General features: G+C 63.6%; 13 protein-coding genes. 12 read left to right on the forward strand and 1 reads right to left on the reverse strand.

The genetic code is table 11. The features are described from left to right. The first annotated feature begins 259 nt into the window (after positions 1 to 259). From NKH29_RS21850 to NKH29_RS21885, 8 genes are read left to right on the forward strand one after another with little or no spacing between them, the layout of a single operon-like run. On the forward strand, positions 260 to 1366 hold the full coding sequence (locus NKH29_RS21850) for an NAD-dependent epimerase/dehydratase family protein (protein ID WP_353000559.1): 1107 nt from the start codon (positions 260 to 262) through the stop codon (positions 1364 to 1366). Then, on the forward strand, positions 1363 to 2442 hold the full coding sequence (locus NKH29_RS21855; RefSeq protein WP_352789726.1) for an NAD-dependent epimerase/dehydratase family protein: 1080 nt from the start codon (positions 1363 to 1365) through the stop codon (positions 2440 to 2442). The genes NKH29_RS21850 and NKH29_RS21855 overlap by 4 nt, the downstream gene beginning before the upstream one ends. Further along, positions 2439 to 3731, forward strand: coding sequence for a TIGR04295 family B12-binding domain-containing radical SAM protein (locus tag NKH29_RS21860; RefSeq protein WP_352789724.1), 1293 nt, complete (start codon positions 2439 to 2441; stop codon positions 3729 to 3731). Before NKH29_RS21855 ends, NKH29_RS21860 begins: the two co-directional genes overlap by 4 nt. Beyond that, complete coding sequence (locus NKH29_RS21865; RefSeq protein WP_352789721.1) at positions 3716 to 4816, forward strand: glycosyltransferase family 4 protein; 1101 nt, start codon at positions 3716 to 3718, stop codon at positions 4814 to 4816. The genes NKH29_RS21860 and NKH29_RS21865 overlap by 16 nt, the downstream gene beginning before the upstream one ends. Before the next feature lie 2 nt (positions 4817 to 4818). After that, entirely contained in the window at positions 4819 to 5949 is a 1131-nt protein-coding gene (locus tag NKH29_RS21870; protein WP_352482805.1) for a CgeB family protein, read from the forward strand. After that, positions 5946 to 7040, forward strand: coding sequence for a CgeB family protein (locus NKH29_RS21875; protein ID WP_352482806.1), 1095 nt, complete (start codon positions 5946 to 5948; stop codon positions 7038 to 7040). Before NKH29_RS21870 ends, NKH29_RS21875 begins: the two co-directional genes overlap by 4 nt. Next, the gene (locus NKH29_RS21880) at positions 7037 to 8146 is read left to right on the forward strand and encodes a CgeB family protein (RefSeq protein ID WP_352482807.1); all 1110 of its coding nucleotides are present in this window, start codon (positions 7037 to 7039) and stop codon (positions 8144 to 8146) included. Before NKH29_RS21875 ends, NKH29_RS21880 begins: the two co-directional genes overlap by 4 nt. A gap of 23 nt (positions 8147 to 8169) precedes the next feature. Beyond that, positions 8170 to 9216, forward strand: a complete 1047-nt coding sequence (locus NKH29_RS21885) for a UDP-glucuronic acid decarboxylase family protein (RefSeq protein ID WP_352493912.1) — start codon at positions 8170 to 8172, stop codon at positions 9214 to 9216. 251 nt (positions 9217 to 9467) lie between these two features. Here NKH29_RS21885 and NKH29_RS21890 read toward each other — a convergent pair whose 3' ends face one another. Continuing rightward, on the reverse strand, positions 9468 to 11213 hold the full coding sequence (locus NKH29_RS21890) for a hypothetical protein (protein WP_352590372.1): 1746 nt from the start codon (positions 11211 to 11213) through the stop codon (positions 9468 to 9470). Between the two features lie 246 nt (positions 11214 to 11459). Between NKH29_RS21890 and NKH29_RS21895 the strand changes: the two genes are divergently transcribed. The 4 genes from NKH29_RS21895 to NKH29_RS21910 are packed head-to-tail and all read left to right on the forward strand — an operon-like array spanning position 11460 to position 15074. Further along, complete coding sequence (locus tag NKH29_RS21895; RefSeq protein WP_352482811.1) at positions 11460 to 12563, forward strand: inositol-3-phosphate synthase; 1104 nt, start codon at positions 11460 to 11462, stop codon at positions 12561 to 12563. Then, entirely contained in the window at positions 12560 to 13156 is a 597-nt protein-coding gene (locus NKH29_RS21900) for a histidine phosphatase family protein (RefSeq protein WP_352482812.1), read from the forward strand. The genes NKH29_RS21895 and NKH29_RS21900 overlap by 4 nt, the downstream gene beginning before the upstream one ends. 14 nt (positions 13157 to 13170) lie before the next feature. Continuing rightward, positions 13171 to 14274, forward strand: a complete 1104-nt coding sequence (locus NKH29_RS21905) for a CgeB family protein (RefSeq protein ID WP_352482813.1) — start codon at positions 13171 to 13173, stop codon at positions 14272 to 14274. Next, complete coding sequence (locus NKH29_RS21910; RefSeq protein WP_352590375.1) at positions 14274 to 15074, forward strand: nucleotidyltransferase family protein; 801 nt, start codon at positions 14274 to 14276, stop codon at positions 15072 to 15074. Before NKH29_RS21905 ends, NKH29_RS21910 begins: the two co-directional genes overlap by 1 nt.

Here is a 15074-nt window from a genome sequence, read left to right on the forward strand (position 1 = left end):
ATTCCACCGCAGACCGCGCGACCTCCGCGTTGCCGGTCTGCCTCCACACACCAGAAAATGCATCGCTGCCCGGCATGTGCGCGCGGTTAGTCGAATATGGCTCCTAACACCAACCGCGCTTCGATGTTCCCGTCCCGAGCCCAAGCCGGCCCGGACACTTTCACGATCACACGGCGTTCCGGGAACTTTGTTGAAGCAAGGGAACAAACCTTTCGCCCGGAAGTTTGGGGCGGCAAAGCCATTCGTATGAGGAGTTGTCGTGAAACGTATACTGGTCACGGGAGGCTGCGGTTTCATCGGCCGCCACGTCGCCCAGGAACTCGTTGAACATGGCTATGGGGTTACAATTCTCGATGCGCTGCTGGATCAGGTGCATGGCGGCGAGGCAATCAGCCTGCCGCCAGGCGCCAAGCTGATCAAAGGCGACGTTCGCGATCGCGACGCCATCGCCGAAGCCGTCGAGGATGTCGACGCGATCATTCACTTGGCGGCTGAAGTGGGCGTCGGCCAGTCCATGTACGAGATCGCCCGCTATGTCGGGGCCAACGACCTCGGCACTGCCACGCTGCTGGAGGCGCTGATCAAACGCCCGATCGAACGGATCGTCGTTGCGTCATCGATGAGTGTCTATGGCGAGGGTCTCTATGCCACGCCGGACGGCCGGCGCATCGACAATGCAAAACGGCAGCCGGACGACATCCGCAGCGGCCAATGGAATCCCCTGTCGCCGGAAGGTGAAGTCCTGTCGCCGTTGCCCACCGACGAGCAAAAACCGGTCGACCTCGCGTCGATCTACGCGCTGACAAAATATGCTCAGGAACGTGCCGTGCTGATCTTCGGCGAAGCCTATGGTGTCGACGCGGTGGCGCTGCGCCTGTTCAATGTCTTCGGCGCCGGGCAAGCGCTCTCGAACCCATATACCGGCGTGTTGGCGAACTTCGCCTCCCGCATCGCCAATGGGCAGCGGCCGCTGATTTTCGAAGACGGCGAACAGCAGCGCGATTTCGTTCATGTACGCGATGTTGCCCTCGCCTTCCGGCTGGCGCTGGAACAGCCCCAGGCGTGCGGCCACGTCATCAATATCGGCAGCGGGCGCGCCTACGCGGTCAGCGAGGTCGCCCGGCTGCTTGCCGAGGCGATGGGCGTGCCCGGCCGCCAGCCGGAAATCCTCGGCAAGGCACGCTCCGGCGATATCCGCAACTGCTTTGCCGATATCTCGAAGGCGCGCGAACTGCTCGGCTTCCAGCCGCAGTACCGGCTGGAGCATTCGCTCGGGGATTTCGTCGCGTGGGTGCGTAACACGGTCGCCATCGATCGCAGCGCCGAGATGAAGCGGGAACTCGAAGTGCGAGGGCTGGTATCATGAGATCGGATTCACGCAATTTTCGCGAAGCGCCCATCGCCATTATCGGCGGCAGCGGCTTTATCGGCTCGAACCTCGCCGACAGCCTGTTGTCGGACGGCGAGCCGGTGCTGGTCATCGACAATCTGAGCCGTCCCGGCGTCGAGCAGAACCTCGAATGGCTGACGCGAAAGCACGGCAACCGCCTCGCCGTCGAAATCGCCGATATCCGTGACGCAAAGGCGCTCACGCCGCTGGTCGCAGGTTCGAAGGCGGTTTTCCACTTTGCCGCGCAGACCGCCGTCACCACCAGCCTGGTTCGGCCGGACGAGGATTTCGACATCAACCTGCGCGGCACGTTCAACGTCCTGGAAGCCGCTCGCCGCAGCGGCAAGCGCATACCCGTCGTTTTCGCCAGCACCAACAAGGTCTATGGCCGCCTCGCCGATCTCGCCATGCGCGAAGAGGACGGCAACTACGCGCCTTGCGATGCGGGCATCCGTGCGCACGGCGTCGACGAGACGCGCGGCCTCGATTTTTGCACGCCCTATGGATGCTCCAAGGGCGCGGCGGACCAGTATGTCCTCGACTACGCCAAGTCATACGATCTGCCGACGGCGGTGCTGCGCATGAGCTGCATCTATGGACCGCGCCAGTTCGGGACGGAGGATCAGGGCTGGGTCGCCCATTTCCTGCTTAGCGCGTTCTCCGACCGGCCCATCACCATCTATGGTGATGGCAAGCAGGTGCGCGACATCCTCCATGTTGCCGACGCGGTCGCGGCTTACCGCGCGGTGCTGGACCGGATCGAGGCGGTCAAGGGCCAAGCATTCAATCTCGGCGGCGGACCGGAAAACGCTGTCAGCCTGCGCATGCTGCTGAAGGAGATTCGCGACGTAACGAAACGGGACGTTCCGATCCGTTACGACCGCGAACGCACCGGTGACCAACCGTTCTTCGTCGCCGACACGCGCGCGATCGAGGCGGCGCTGGGGTGGAAAGCGCACGTCTCATGGCAAAACGGCATCCGCGACCTCGCCGACTGGCTGCAGCGTCATCGCCTCGACCCGCATCCCGAACCGGCGAGGTACGTGGCATGAAGGTCGCCCTGGTCAATCCGTCCTGGACCTACCAGGACAGCATCTATTTCGGCTGCCGCCAGCCGCATCTGCCGCTCGAACTCGGCTATTCGAAAGCCTTGCTCGAAGCCGCCGGCCACGAGGTGCTGATGCTGGACGGGCAGATCCAGAAGCTCGACAACGCCGCGCTCGCCGATCGCGTCGGCTCCTTCGAGCCCGATATGACCGTCGTCAGCACCGCGCCGACCTACCTGTTCTGGCGGTGCGCACCGCCCGAGTTGCGCGTGCCGGCCGATTTCCTCAATCATCTTGCCGGGCGCGGCGGTCGCACCGTCGCCGTCGGGCCGCATGGCTCGGCGACGCCGACGCCGACTTTGCGCAAGCTTGGCGTCAACATTGTCGTGCGCGGCGAATGCGAGGAAGTGGTCGCGGAACTTGCCCGGCGCGACGACTGGACCGCGGTGCCGTCCACCGCCCATTTCGAGGATGGAGAACTGGTCTCGAACGGCGGCGTGCATGCGAGCTCGTTCATCGATCACCCGCCGCTCGAATGGCCATCGGACTGGATTGCCGCGCATTCGCACCACCATCACCGCTTCGACGACAACCAGGTCGGTTTTGGCGCGGAGGTCGAGGCGTCGCGCGGCTGCCCGTATAATTGCAGTTTCTGCGCCAAGATCGATTTCCGCGATGCCTATCGCCGCCGGAACCACGAAGCAGTGATCGCCGAGATCGACCGGCTGATCGCACAGGGTGTCGGCTACATCTACTTCATCGACGAGATCTTCCTGCCGCAAAAGGCATTGCTGGAGGCGCTGGTCGATCGCGATGTGAAGTTCGGCGTGCAGACCCGTATCGACCTCTGGAAGCCGGAATTGCTGAAGCTGCTCGGTGCCGCCGGCTGCGTCTCGATCGAGGCGGGCCTCGAAAGCCTGACTGTGGAAGGCCGCGCCATGCTGGCAAAACGCTGCCGGCTGGGCACCGAGGAGCTGGCCGCGCTGCTGGTCGACGCAAGGCGCCACGTGCCGTTCGTGCAGGCCAATCTGATCGGCGTGGTCGAGGACGATCCCGCGCTCGTCGATTATTGGCGAAAGCACCTGATCGACAACGGCGTTTGGGCCAACGAACCGGTGCCGCTCTATCCTTATCCGAGTTCGCCGAGCTACCGCGAACTTTGGGGCGAGCCCGACGACCTCGCCTGGGAGCGCGCGCATGAACATTACCTCGCATCCTTCCGAACGTTCAGCGACATCCAGGAGAAGCGGCCGCGTCCGCTGGCCGAATTGGAGGCCACATGTTGCGGACACTGAGCCCGCCGCGTCGCATACTGATGACCGTCGATGCCGTCGGTGGCGTCTGGCGCTATACGCTCGATCTGGCCGGGCAACTGGTCGCCGGCGGCGACAGCGTCGTGCTTGCCGGGCTTGGTCCGGAACCGTCCAGGCAGCAGGCCGAGGAGGCCCAGTCTTTCGCGGCGCTGACATGGCTCAACACGCCGCCGGACTGGATGACCCGCAGCGAGCACGTTCTCGACACATTGCAGCAGGAGCTGCGCCCACTCATACGTGACTACGCTGTCGACGTCGTCCATCTCAATGCGCCGACGCAGGCGGCGGCGCTCGACGTGCCCTGCCCCATCGTTGCGGTATCGCATTCCTGCGTCGTGACATGGTTCCACGCCGTCAAGGGACAGGCGGCGGACGGCGAGTGGGCCTGGCAAAAGGACCGTAACCGGCGCGGTTTCAACAAAGCAGGCATGGTCGTTGCACCGAGCCGCAGCCATGCCGACATGCTCGAAACCTGCTACGGGCCGATCGCGCGGCTGAGCGTCGTCGGCAACGGCGCACGGCCGGGCGCGAAGGGCGAAAGGCGGGAATCGGTGGTTTTCGCCGCCGCGCGCTGGTGGGATGAAGGAAAGAACGCGGCGGTGCTTGACCAGGCCGCCTCCCTAACGCAATGGCCGGTCTTCGTCGCCGGTTCGCTGCAAGGGCCGGACGGCCAGCATGTTGGCTTCAGCCACGCCGTTCCCGTCGGGCCGGTACCACACGAGGAAGTGCGCTCGCTGATGGCGCGGGCCGGCATTTTCGTATCGCCGTCGCTCTACGAACCGTTCGGCCTGGCCACGCTGGAAGCCGCAATGTCGGCGACGCCTTTGGTGCTTGCCGATATTTCGACCTACCGCGAATTGTGGGACGGGGCGGCCATGTTCTACGACGCGCGCGATCCGGGCGATCTCGCCAGATGCATCAATGGTCTTTGCAGCGACACGCAGCGCCGGCGAGAACTCGGTGAGGCAGCCGCCCGCCGAAGCCGCAGATTTTCATTGGCAAGACAGGCGACCGCCATGCGCGGCGTCTACGACAAGGCGGCCCTGGCCACCATGGCGGATAGTTGATTATGCGGTTTTTATTCTACACCCATTCGATCGTTTCCGACTGGAACCACGGCAACGCACATTTCCTGCGCGGCATCATGCGCGAGCTGGTCGCGCGTGGGCACCAGGCGATTGCGCTGGAGCCCGCCGACGGCTGGAGCCGGTCGAACCTGCTGGCCGAGAAAGGGTCCTTCGCGATCGAGCGATTCCGGAAAGATTTTCCGGAGTTGATGACGGTCACCTATGACGCCGCCTTCGACCACGAAGCCTGGATCTCCGATGCCGATGTGGTGATCGTGCACGAGTGGACCGCGCCGGACCTTGTCGCGCGGCTGGGCAGGGCGAAAGCAATTGGCGGCCGTTTCACGCTGCTGTTTCACGACACGCACCATCGCGCCATCTCGGCCACGCAAGCGATTTCCGCCTTGCAGCTTGAACATTACGATGGCGTGCTCGCCTTCGGCGAAGCGCTGCGGGAAAGCTATCTTCGCGCCGGATGGGGCAAGCGGGTCTTCACCTGGCACGAGGCAGCCGATGACCACCTGTTCCAGCCGCATCCTGAAATCGAGCGTAGCGCCGACCTGATCTGGATCGGCAATTGGGGCGACGACGAGCGCAGCACCGAAATCAGGGAGTTCCTGGTCGACCCGGTGCATGAACTTGGCCTGAGCGGCACTGTCCACGGCGTCCGCTATCCACGCGAGGCGCTCGCCGACCTCGCCACCGCCGGCCTGCGCTACGAAGGCTGGATCGCCAATGCCGACGTGCCGAAGGCATTCGCGGCGAACCGCATCACGGTTCACATCCCGCGGCGTCCATATCGCGAAAGCCTGCCCGGCATCCCGACCATCCGCATGTTCGAGGCGCTCGCCTGCGGCATCCCACTCGTTTCGGCGCCGTGGTCCGATGTCGAACGTCTGTTCAGGCCGGGCACCGATTTCCTGTTTGCAAACACCGGCTTCGAGATGCGGCATCATCTTCGCGCCGTGCTGCGTGACGCGGATCTCGCCGCTTCTCTGGCGACATCGGGCCTCGAGACTATTCGCTCACGGCACACGTGCCGGCATCGGGCGGATGAATTGTTCGGCGTGCTCGCCGAATGCGGGCACCGCCAAGCCGCCGATACGATCCTTGCAAAGGAGGCCGCCGAATGAAGATCGCATTTTACGGGTCGAGCCTGCTGTCGTCCTATTGGAATGGCGCGGCGACTTATTACCGCGGACTGCTCAAGGCTCTGGCCAGGCTCGGCTACGACATCATCTTCTATGAGCCGGACGTCTACGATCGCCAGAAGAACCGCGACATCGAGGCGCCGGACTGGTGTGCCGTCGTCGTCTACGAGGCCACCCCGAATGCGCTCATGCAGGTGGCGGCGCGGGCGGCCGACGCGGACATCGTCGTCAAGGCGAGTGGCGTCGGTTTCGCCGACGACGCGCTGCTGCGGGCGGTGCTCGATCACGCCCGTGCCGATGCGCTGACCGTGTTCTGGGATGTCGATGCGCCGGCGACACTTGGCCAGTTACGCGACGAGCCCGACCACCCGCTGCATCGCGCGCTGCAGGAAATCGACCTGGTGCTGACCTATGGCGGCGGCGATCCCGTGGTCTGGGCCTATCGGGCCATGGGGGCCGCCGAATGTGTGCCGATCTACAATGCGCTCGATCCGGAAACGCATCATCCTGTCGGCAAGGATATGCGCTTTGCCTGCGATCTCGCCTTTCTCGGTAACCGGCTGCCGGACCGCGAGGCGCGCGTCGAGGCCTTCTTCCTCGACCCGGCCAGCCGCCTGGCCGATCAGCGCTTCCTGCTCGGCGGATCGGGCTGGGGCGACAAGCAGATGCCCGCCAATGTCCGATGGCTCGGCCATGTCGGCACGCGTGACCACAATGCACTGAACGTCACGGCCAAGGCGGTGCTGAACATCAGCCGCGACAGCATGGCGGCCAACGGCTTTTCGCCTGCGACGCGGGTTTTCGAGGCCGCGGGCGCCGGCGCATGCCTCATCACCGACGCCTGGCTCGGTGTGGACCTGTTCCTGAAACCTGGCGAGGAAATCCTGGTCGCGCGCGACGGCAGGGATGTCGCCGAGATGATGCAAAGCCTTACCGCCGAACGAGCCAAGGCGATCGGGGCATCTGCGCTTCGGCGGGTGCTTGGCGAACATACCTATACGACACGGGCCGTTTTGGCCGATGCCATTTTCAGGCGCCATTTCGAGCGCCCGACCGTGGAGGCCGCCGAATGACGAAGCCACTCGACATCGTCTTTCTTGGCCTGTCGCTCTCCTCATCGTGGGGAAACGGCCACGCCACGACTTTTCGGGGGCTGCTTAGAGGTCTCCACGAGCTCGGCCACCGCGTCACCTTTCTCGAACGCGACGTGCCGTGGTACGCAAGTCACCGGGATCTGCGCGATCCCGATTTCTGCGCCTTGCGCTACTATGAAACGACCGATGATCTTCGCCGCAATTTTGCGCGCTGCCTGCGCGAGGCCGATATCGTGGTCGTCGGCTCCTTCGTTCCGGAAGGCCCTGAAATCATCGACATCGTGGCGTCCCTGTGCACGGGTCAGTTCTGCTTCTATGATATCGACACGCCGGTTACGCTGGCGAAACTTTCAACCGATGATTGCGAGTACATTGCCAGGCGGCAGGTCCCGTATTTCGACGTCTATTTCTCGTTCACCGGCGGACCGACGCTTGCCCGTCTGACGGCGGAATTCGGCGCGAGGCGGGCCGAGCCGCTCTACTGTTCCGTCGACCCGGAACGGCATCACGGAACCGGTGATCCAATCCGCTGGGATCTCGGCTATCTCGGCACCTACAGCCCCGACCGCCAGGCGACGCTGGAGGCGCTGCTGTTCGAACCGGCGCGTCGCATGCCGGAGCGCCGCTTCGTCGTGGCCGGCTCGCAATATCCGCGCGAAATTGCCTGGCCGGACAATGTCGATCGCATCGAACACCTGCCACCGGCAGATCACGCAGTCTTCTATAGCCGCCAACGCTACACGTTGAACGTCACGCGCAGTTCCATGATCGCGGCCGGATGGTCGCCCAGCGTGCGCCTCTTCGAGGCAGCCGCCTGCGGCACCGCGATCATCAGCGACTGCTGGACCGGATTGGACAGCCTGTTTCCGGAGCGGACAATCCACACGGCGCGCAGGACCGAGGACGTGATCGGCATCCTGTCTGGGGAATCCGACGGTGCCCGGCTTGCCATGGCCAGGCACGCGCGCGCGCTCGTCCTGGCAGCCCACACAAGCACCGCGAGAGCCCGCGAATTCGTTTCGCTGCTGGCGCGGGCCAAATCGCCACGTTCTGCTCTCGATCTGGATGTCGAGAGTGCAGCATGACCCGCAGACGGGAGAAAATAGAGATGCAGCTATCAAGGAAGGCGGAACGGACCAGGACCGTGCTTGTCGCCGGCGGCGCAGGCTTCCTCGGTTCGCATCTTTGCGAGACATTGCTCCAGGCCGGCTGGCGCGTGATCTGCGTCGACAATTTCCTTACCGGCCGCATGGAGAACATTGCATCGATCGCCGATCGTCCGGATTTTCGGCTGATCAAGCAAGACATTTGCCGGCCCTTGGAGCTTGGCGAACCTGTGGACCGCATTTTCAACATGGCGTGCGCGGCCTCGCCACCACGCTATCAGGCCGACCCGGTCCACACGACGCGGACTTGCGTCATCGGGACGCTCAATCTGCTGGAGCTCGCCGCCCGCAACGGCGCCCGTTTCCTGCAGGCGTCCACCAGCGAAGTGTATGGCGATCCAGAACAGCATCCGCAAAAGGAGGACTATGTCGGCCACGTGAACTGCATCGGCCCCCGCGCCTGCTATGACGAAGGCAAGCGCACCGCCGAAACATTGTGCTTCGATTATTTGAGAATGGGAAAAGCCGATATCCGTGTCGCGCGCATCTTCAACACCTATGGTCCCAGGATGGACCCTGCGGACGGACGGATTGTTTCCAATTTGATCGTGCAGGCACTCGAGAGACGGCCGCTGACGATATTCGGCGACGGGCTGCAGACCAGGTCGTTCTGCTACGTTTCCGATCTGGTCGACGGCTTGATCCGGTTGATGGAGGTCAATCCCAGCCCGCGCCAGCCGGTCAATCTCGGCAATCCGGGGGAGTTCACCATCCTGCAATTGGCGGGCCTGGTGAGGCGCATGACCAGAACCGGATCGGCCTTGAAATTCCTGCCGCTGCCGCAAGACGATCCTCGTCGTCGGCAACCCGACATTTCCCGTGCAAAGAAGCTTCTCGGCTGGTCGCCAAAAGTGCCGCTCAGGCAAGGTTTGATGCATACAGTCAGCTATTTTACCGAGCTTGAGACGACGCAGACGGTCGACAGAACACGGCGAATTGCCACCAGCGTGCATTCTGCATCAGGCCGGCTGCAAAATCTGCCGGCCTGACGGCAGTATTTGCCACGTTCCCCTCGGAGATCACGGTCGTTTCGCGCCGATCGTCGGTCACTTTTTCTCGTCGCGGGAACAACCCGTCCAGCTTCCGGTTCGGCCAGGGTACCGGCACGGAGACGATTTGTGCATCCGAAGCGATCCGCCAAAGACATTGAGCAAATGGCCGCAAGAGAGACGGCTGCCTTCCTGCGGCGCGCCTCCATCACCTATCTGGAATGTTGCGTGAGCCTGATGCTGACGCATCTTCAGCGGGAAGAGGTAGCCGCCATCCTCGAAAAGGAAGCGGATATGCTTCGCCGGCTGGACTGATCCTGCTCGAAGGGCCGCAGGTGCCCTTGGGTATCCAGGAACCGAAGCAACATCGCCGTATAACGTCTTGCCGCGGCCGCCAGCCGGATCTGTTCCCGATCATCGCCAGATCGTAAAGCCATGCTCCACAAGCCAAGCTGGAAGGCGAGATAGCAGGGCTCGTAGTAGTGGACCAGATTGGCATCGACGGGACGGGAAGCTCTCGCTTCCACAGCCTTGCAAAGCGCCGCAGTCGCCGCGTCCGAGAGGCTATATTCGACGCGGGCGCCGGCAATGTCCCAGGCGATGTCCTGACAGCCGACCAGATCGTGCGACCGGCAATGGTCGAGGGCGTCCGTCTTGATCAGCGTTCCGCCGCGCGAAAGGATGAACTCCCACGGATGAAGCCGCCCGTCGATCTCGACCCGCTGCATATTCTTGGGTGGAGCCTGTGTCGAAAACCAGTTCTGCAGTTCCGCCGCGCGGCTTTCGCCCAGCGCCTCACTTGTATTCCGCACGGCCATGTCGGCAAGCGCCTCCAGCGAGGCGCCCGGCTCAGAGGCGGGCAGATTGGCTGCGCGCCAGGCCAGATAGCGCGCGAGATGAGCGACCACTCTTTCTTTCGAAAGCCTTGCCCGGCCCAGCGTTGTACCGTCGATCCAGCGTTCGACGAGAAAGCCATGGCACAGCCCGGCGACTTCCGGACCAAAGCCTGCATCGTGCAGCGTCCTGGCGGTCTCGGCCTTGTGCATTCCGATTTCGCCGAGGCCAACGAACTTGACCGACCATTTTTCCCGGCCCGCAGAAGCGAGGAACTTTCGCCGCTCGAAGCCGCGGTGAACGGGTGGCCAATGATCCTCCGTCCTGTCTCGAAAGCGACGCCACTCTCCGCCGGATATTTCGGTCAGGCTGACCGCTGTGCTGCCGATCGTCCGGGCTACCCAGTCCCGCAGCGTCGGGACAGCGGATCCAGCTGGGAAAGTGCGTTCGAAATCCACGGTTTGTTTTTGGCAAACCGTCCATGCCTCGCGACTGTCCGCCGAAGCCTCGGGACCCGGGCCACCCAAATGGCTTGGGAACAGATGGATGCGCCCGGCATCGATGCCTAGCCCTTGCAGCCATGCGACCACGGCGTGGAACGAACTGCCGGACAGGCCCGGGCCTTCGTCGACGATGGCAAAGCGGGCCGACGGTTTCGTCATCCAGCCACCGATCAGCTCCGGATCGGCGGCAAGCCGCCTGCGAAACGGGTGGCCGGTCGGACGGACGCTGACGGGTGCTGGTGCGCCGATGGCTGCAGCCACCATCGCTGCAAGCCCCAGGCCGATGCTGCGGATGCCGATTACGCATGTGTTCGCATCGAGACCCGACTGCCGCGCGGCGACGAAATAGCTCTCCGGATAAAGCGCGTAATGGGCGTAGCCCTCAGCCGAGCCGGTCAGGATGTCGCCATCGCATTCGAGTTCGGCCAACATTCGCGGCACGTCTGCCTCGACCGGGCCATCGATCGTGAACCCGGCCTCCCACGATCTACCCACGTGCCGGGCCAAGCCGACCAGGAGATTTGCGCCCGCGATCCGCTGTGGGGAATTCCGGTCCGTGCCGTTGGCCTCGAATTCAGCATCGGCAAGGCCCTGGACCAGTTCCGAGGCCCTGATGAACAGGCCGACCAGGGCTGCGTGGCGCTCGATCCCACTTGGCATGTCCGCAATGTGCTCGGCCGCTTTGCACGCTGAGCCGCGAACAAGTTGCGCGCTCTGCATTTGCTTGTGGTCGCCATAGACGATCATTGTCCCGTCCTGGTTGGCCTCACCCCTCGCTGCACAACTCGGCGGGCGCTACTTTGATCCACTATCGGTTGCACGATTTTTGCAGCCGGCAAGGAACAATCCGGGAGGAAGGCGGTTTGGCACGAAGAACTTACCTTCAACAGCATAGGCAGCGGTTTCGTGGGATCGAAGAAAGTTCGAATCGGTATAGTCGGCGTCGGCAACTGCGCTTCCTCCCTTGTTCAGGGCATTACCTATTACCGCGACGCAAGGAGCAATGAGCCCATACCCGGGCTGATGCACGCCGATCTTGGCGGCTACCATGTCAAGGACATTGAAGTGGTCTGCGCATTCGACGTCGCCAAGGGCAAGGTCGGACGCGATGTGGCAGACGCGATCTACAGCGCGCCGAACAATACTTTCCGCTTTGCCAATGTGGCGCCTACCGGCGCTCGCGTCGAACGCGGACCGACGCTGGACGGCATCGGCAAATATCTGCGCGACGAGATCGAGGAGGCCGACGAGCCGGTCGCCAATGTCGGCAAGATCCTCGCCGACAGCGGCGCCGAAATCCTGGTGTCCTATCTGCCAGTCGGCTCGGAGGAGGCAACGCGCTTTTATGCCGAGTGCGCGCTCGATGCGGGCTGCGCCTTCGTCAACTGCATACCAGTCTTCATCGCCTCGCGGCCGGAGTGGCGCCGCCGCTTCGAGCAACACGGCCTGCCGCTGATCGGCGACGACATCAAGAGCCAGGTCGGTGCGACGATCGTACATCGTCTGCTTGCCAACCTGTTTCGTGAGCGCGGCGTGCGTATCGATCGCACCTACCAGCTCAATTTCGGCGGCAACACCGATTTCCTCAACATGCTGGAGCGCGAGCGGCTGGAATCGAAGAAGATCTCAAAGACGCAATCCGTCACCAGCCAGATCGACGTTCCCTTGGCGCCCGGCAACATTCATGTCGGGCCGAGCGACCATGTGCCTTGGCTGACCGATCGCAAGTGGGCCTATATCCGGGTCGAAGGCACGACCTTCGGCGGTGTGCCGCTGAATGCCGAGCTCAAGCTGGAAGTGTGGGATTCGCCCAACTCGGCCGGGGTCGTGATCGATGCGGTGCGTTGCGCCAAGCTGGCGCTCGACCGCGGCATCGCAGGCGCGCTGACCGGTCCCTGCAGCTATTTCATGAAATCGCCGCCCGAGCAGTTCACCGACGCGGAAGCCCGCCAGCGCACGCTCTCTTTCATCGCCGGTAAGGACGAGCCGATGCTCGATGCCGCGGAATGACGACGACGTTCTTTCTGGTCCGCCACGCCGCGCATGACAATGTCGGCTGTTATCTTGCCGGACGGATGGCGGGCGTTTGCCTCGGCGAAGCCGGCAGGGCACAGGCCTCGCATCTGGCTGACCGTATGGCACGCGAGGCGATAGCGGCAATCTTTTGTAGCCCGCGCGAACGCACGCAGGAGACGGCCAATCCGATTGCACTCGCCTGCAATGCCGGTGAAATCGTGATCCGCGAGGAACTCGATGAGATCGACTTCGGCACCTGGTCGGGAAAGACCTTCGAGGAACTGAACCAGGATGCCGACTGGCGGGTGTGGAACGACCAGCGCCAGCAGGCGAGAACACCGAGCGGCGAGACCATGCTGGACGTGCAGCAACGTGTCGTCTCGCTGATCGAGCAGGTCCGCGGAACATACCAGAACCAGTGCGTTGCACTGGTCAGCCATGCCGACGTCATCAAGGCCGCCGTGTGCAAAGTGCTCGGCCTGTCGCTGGGGAACTGCTTTCGTTTCGATATCGACCCAGCATCGATCACCACAGTTGTTTGGGGAGACTGGGGGTCGAAGCTGGTCAGACTCAACGAAGCTGCCTGACGAGGAATTGCCGGATGCGCATGGTCATTTTCGGTCTTACCGTGACATCGTCTTGGGGCAACGGGCACGCCACGCTGTGGCGCGGATTGATCCGGGCGATGGCCGGGCTGGGCTGGTCCATCACCTTCTTCGAACGCAACACTCCCTATTATGCCGGGACGCGCGACCTCGACCAGTTGGATGGCGGCAGCATTGTCCTTTATCCGGACTGGCAGGACATCCAGAGCGTTGCCGAGCAGGCGATGAATGAGGCCGATGTCGTCATCGTCACCTCCTATTGCCCCGATGCGGTGAGCGCATCGCGCCTTGCCCACCAGGCCTGTCGGGGGCTGAAGGTCTTCTACGACCTGGACACGCCGGTGACGCTGGCGCGAATCGAACAAGGTGAGCCTCCGGCCTATTTCGGGCCGGAAGGGCTTCGGGATTTCGACCTCGTGCTGAGCTACACGGGAGGAACCGCGATCGATGCGCTGAAGACGATGCTGGGCGCGCGCCGCGTCATGCCACTCTACGGCCATGTCGATCCAGAGCGACACCGGCCGGCCCCGCCCAAGCCGGAGTTTGCCGGCGACCTTTCCTATCTCGGGACGTATGCGGCAGACCGCCAGACCGGGGTCGAAAGGCTGCTGGTCAGTCCGGCTGCGCGCCTGCCGGATCGCCGTTTCATCATTGGCGGCGCACAATATCCGCAAGAATTCCCGTGGAGCGACAATATTTTCTTCGTCCGTCACCTGCCGCCCGCCGAACACCCCGCCTTCTTTTCATCATCACGGCTGACCCTGAACGTGACCCGCGAGGCGATGGCCGAAAGGGGCTGGTGTCCTTCCGGCCGGCTATTCGAAGCCGCCGCGTGCGGTGCTGCGATGGTGAGCGACACGTGGCCGGGACTGGAGGCCTTCTTCCGGCCCGGCGAAGAGATCGTCGTGGCCAACAGCACCGACGACGTGGTCGCCGCGCTCGACCTGCCCGACGCCGAGCTTGACGCGATCCGCCGCCGGGCGCGCGAGCGGGTGCTGGACGAACACACCTCGGCGCGGCGGGCGAAGGAATTCGACCGCATCCTGTCCGATGCACTGCACGGCTCCACGCGTGGCGAGCCGTTGAAGGAGGCAGTTTGATGTTGGGCATTGTGCCCGCCGCCGGGCGGGGAAGCCGCATCCAGCCGCTCGGCTTTTCGAAGGAACTGCTGCCGGTCGGCAGCCGCATCGACGGCAACACCGAGCGGCCTTGCGCGGTGAGCGAATACCTGGTGCGCCGCATGGTGCGCGCGGGGGCCGACAAGATCTGCTTTGTCATCGGTTCGGGTAAGTCGGATATCCTCGAATATTATTCTGCCGGCTATGCCGATGCGGCGGCGCTGTTCGTGGTGCAGCCCTCTCCAGTCGGCCTTTGCGACGCCATCTTCCGCGCCGCACCGCTCGTCGGAGCCGACGAGACCGTTCTGGTCGGGCTTCCCGATACAATCTGGTTTCCCGAAGACGGCTTCCTGGCTCTCCCGGACGACGGCCTGTCCTTCCTGCTGTTTCCGGTGGACCAGCCGGAATTCTTCGATGCCGTCGTTGTCGACCAGGACGACCGGGTGAAGCAAATCCAGGTCAAGCAGCAGAATGCCGCGTCGAACTGGATCTGGGGTGCGTTTAAGATGCCCGGCCACACCCTTCACCGGCTTGCCGCGCTGTGGCGGGAGCGGGACCGGTGCGACGAATATATCGGCACGCTGGTCAATGCCTATCTGGCCGCCGGGGGTGAAGCGCATGGCATCAAGGCTGGCACCGCCTATGTCGACGTCGGTACCTTCAACGGCTATCGTACGGCACTTCGGCTGCTCGAAAGCGCCGCCGGTACCAAGGACGACCAAGCCGCCATGACGCTGCCCGGCCACCAGCACGTCCCTATCCTCGCAGGCGAAGGAGGCTAG

It is taken from the genome of Mesorhizobium sp. M1295 (genome assembly GCF_040318135.1).
Lineage (GTDB): Bacteria > Pseudomonadota > Alphaproteobacteria > Rhizobiales > Rhizobiaceae > Mesorhizobium.

Bases quoted from the DNA above. Each gene is read 5' to 3' on its own strand.
- NKH29_RS21865 (WP_352789721.1), top strand. From the start codon at position 3,716: ATGTTGCGGACACTGAGCCCGCCGCGTCGCATACTGATGACCGTCGAT.
- NKH29_RS21890 (WP_352590372.1), bottom strand. From the start codon at position 11,213: ATGCCAAGTGGGATCGAGCGCCACGCAGCCCTGGTCGGCCTGTTCATC.
- NKH29_RS21900 (WP_352482812.1), top strand. From the start codon at position 12,560: ATGACGACGACGTTCTTTCTGGTCCGCCACGCCGCGCATGACAATGTC.
- NKH29_RS21855 (WP_352789726.1), top strand. From the start codon at position 1,363: ATGAGATCGGATTCACGCAATTTTCGCGAAGCGCCCATCGCCATTATC.
- NKH29_RS21905 (WP_352482813.1), top strand. From the start codon at position 13,171: ATGCGCATGGTCATTTTCGGTCTTACCGTGACATCGTCTTGGGGCAAC.
- NKH29_RS21870 (WP_352482805.1), top strand. From the start codon at position 4,819: ATGCGGTTTTTATTCTACACCCATTCGATCGTTTCCGACTGGAACCAC.
- NKH29_RS21910 (WP_352590375.1), top strand. From the start codon at position 14,274: ATGTTGGGCATTGTGCCCGCCGCCGGGCGGGGAAGCCGCATCCAGCCG.
- NKH29_RS21875 (WP_352482806.1), top strand. From the start codon at position 5,946: ATGAAGATCGCATTTTACGGGTCGAGCCTGCTGTCGTCCTATTGGAAT.
- NKH29_RS21885 (WP_352493912.1), top strand. From the start codon at position 8,170: ATGCAGCTATCAAGGAAGGCGGAACGGACCAGGACCGTGCTTGTCGCC.
- NKH29_RS21880 (WP_352482807.1), top strand. From the start codon at position 7,037: ATGACGAAGCCACTCGACATCGTCTTTCTTGGCCTGTCGCTCTCCTCA.
- NKH29_RS21860 (WP_352789724.1), top strand. From the start codon at position 2,439: ATGAAGGTCGCCCTGGTCAATCCGTCCTGGACCTACCAGGACAGCATC.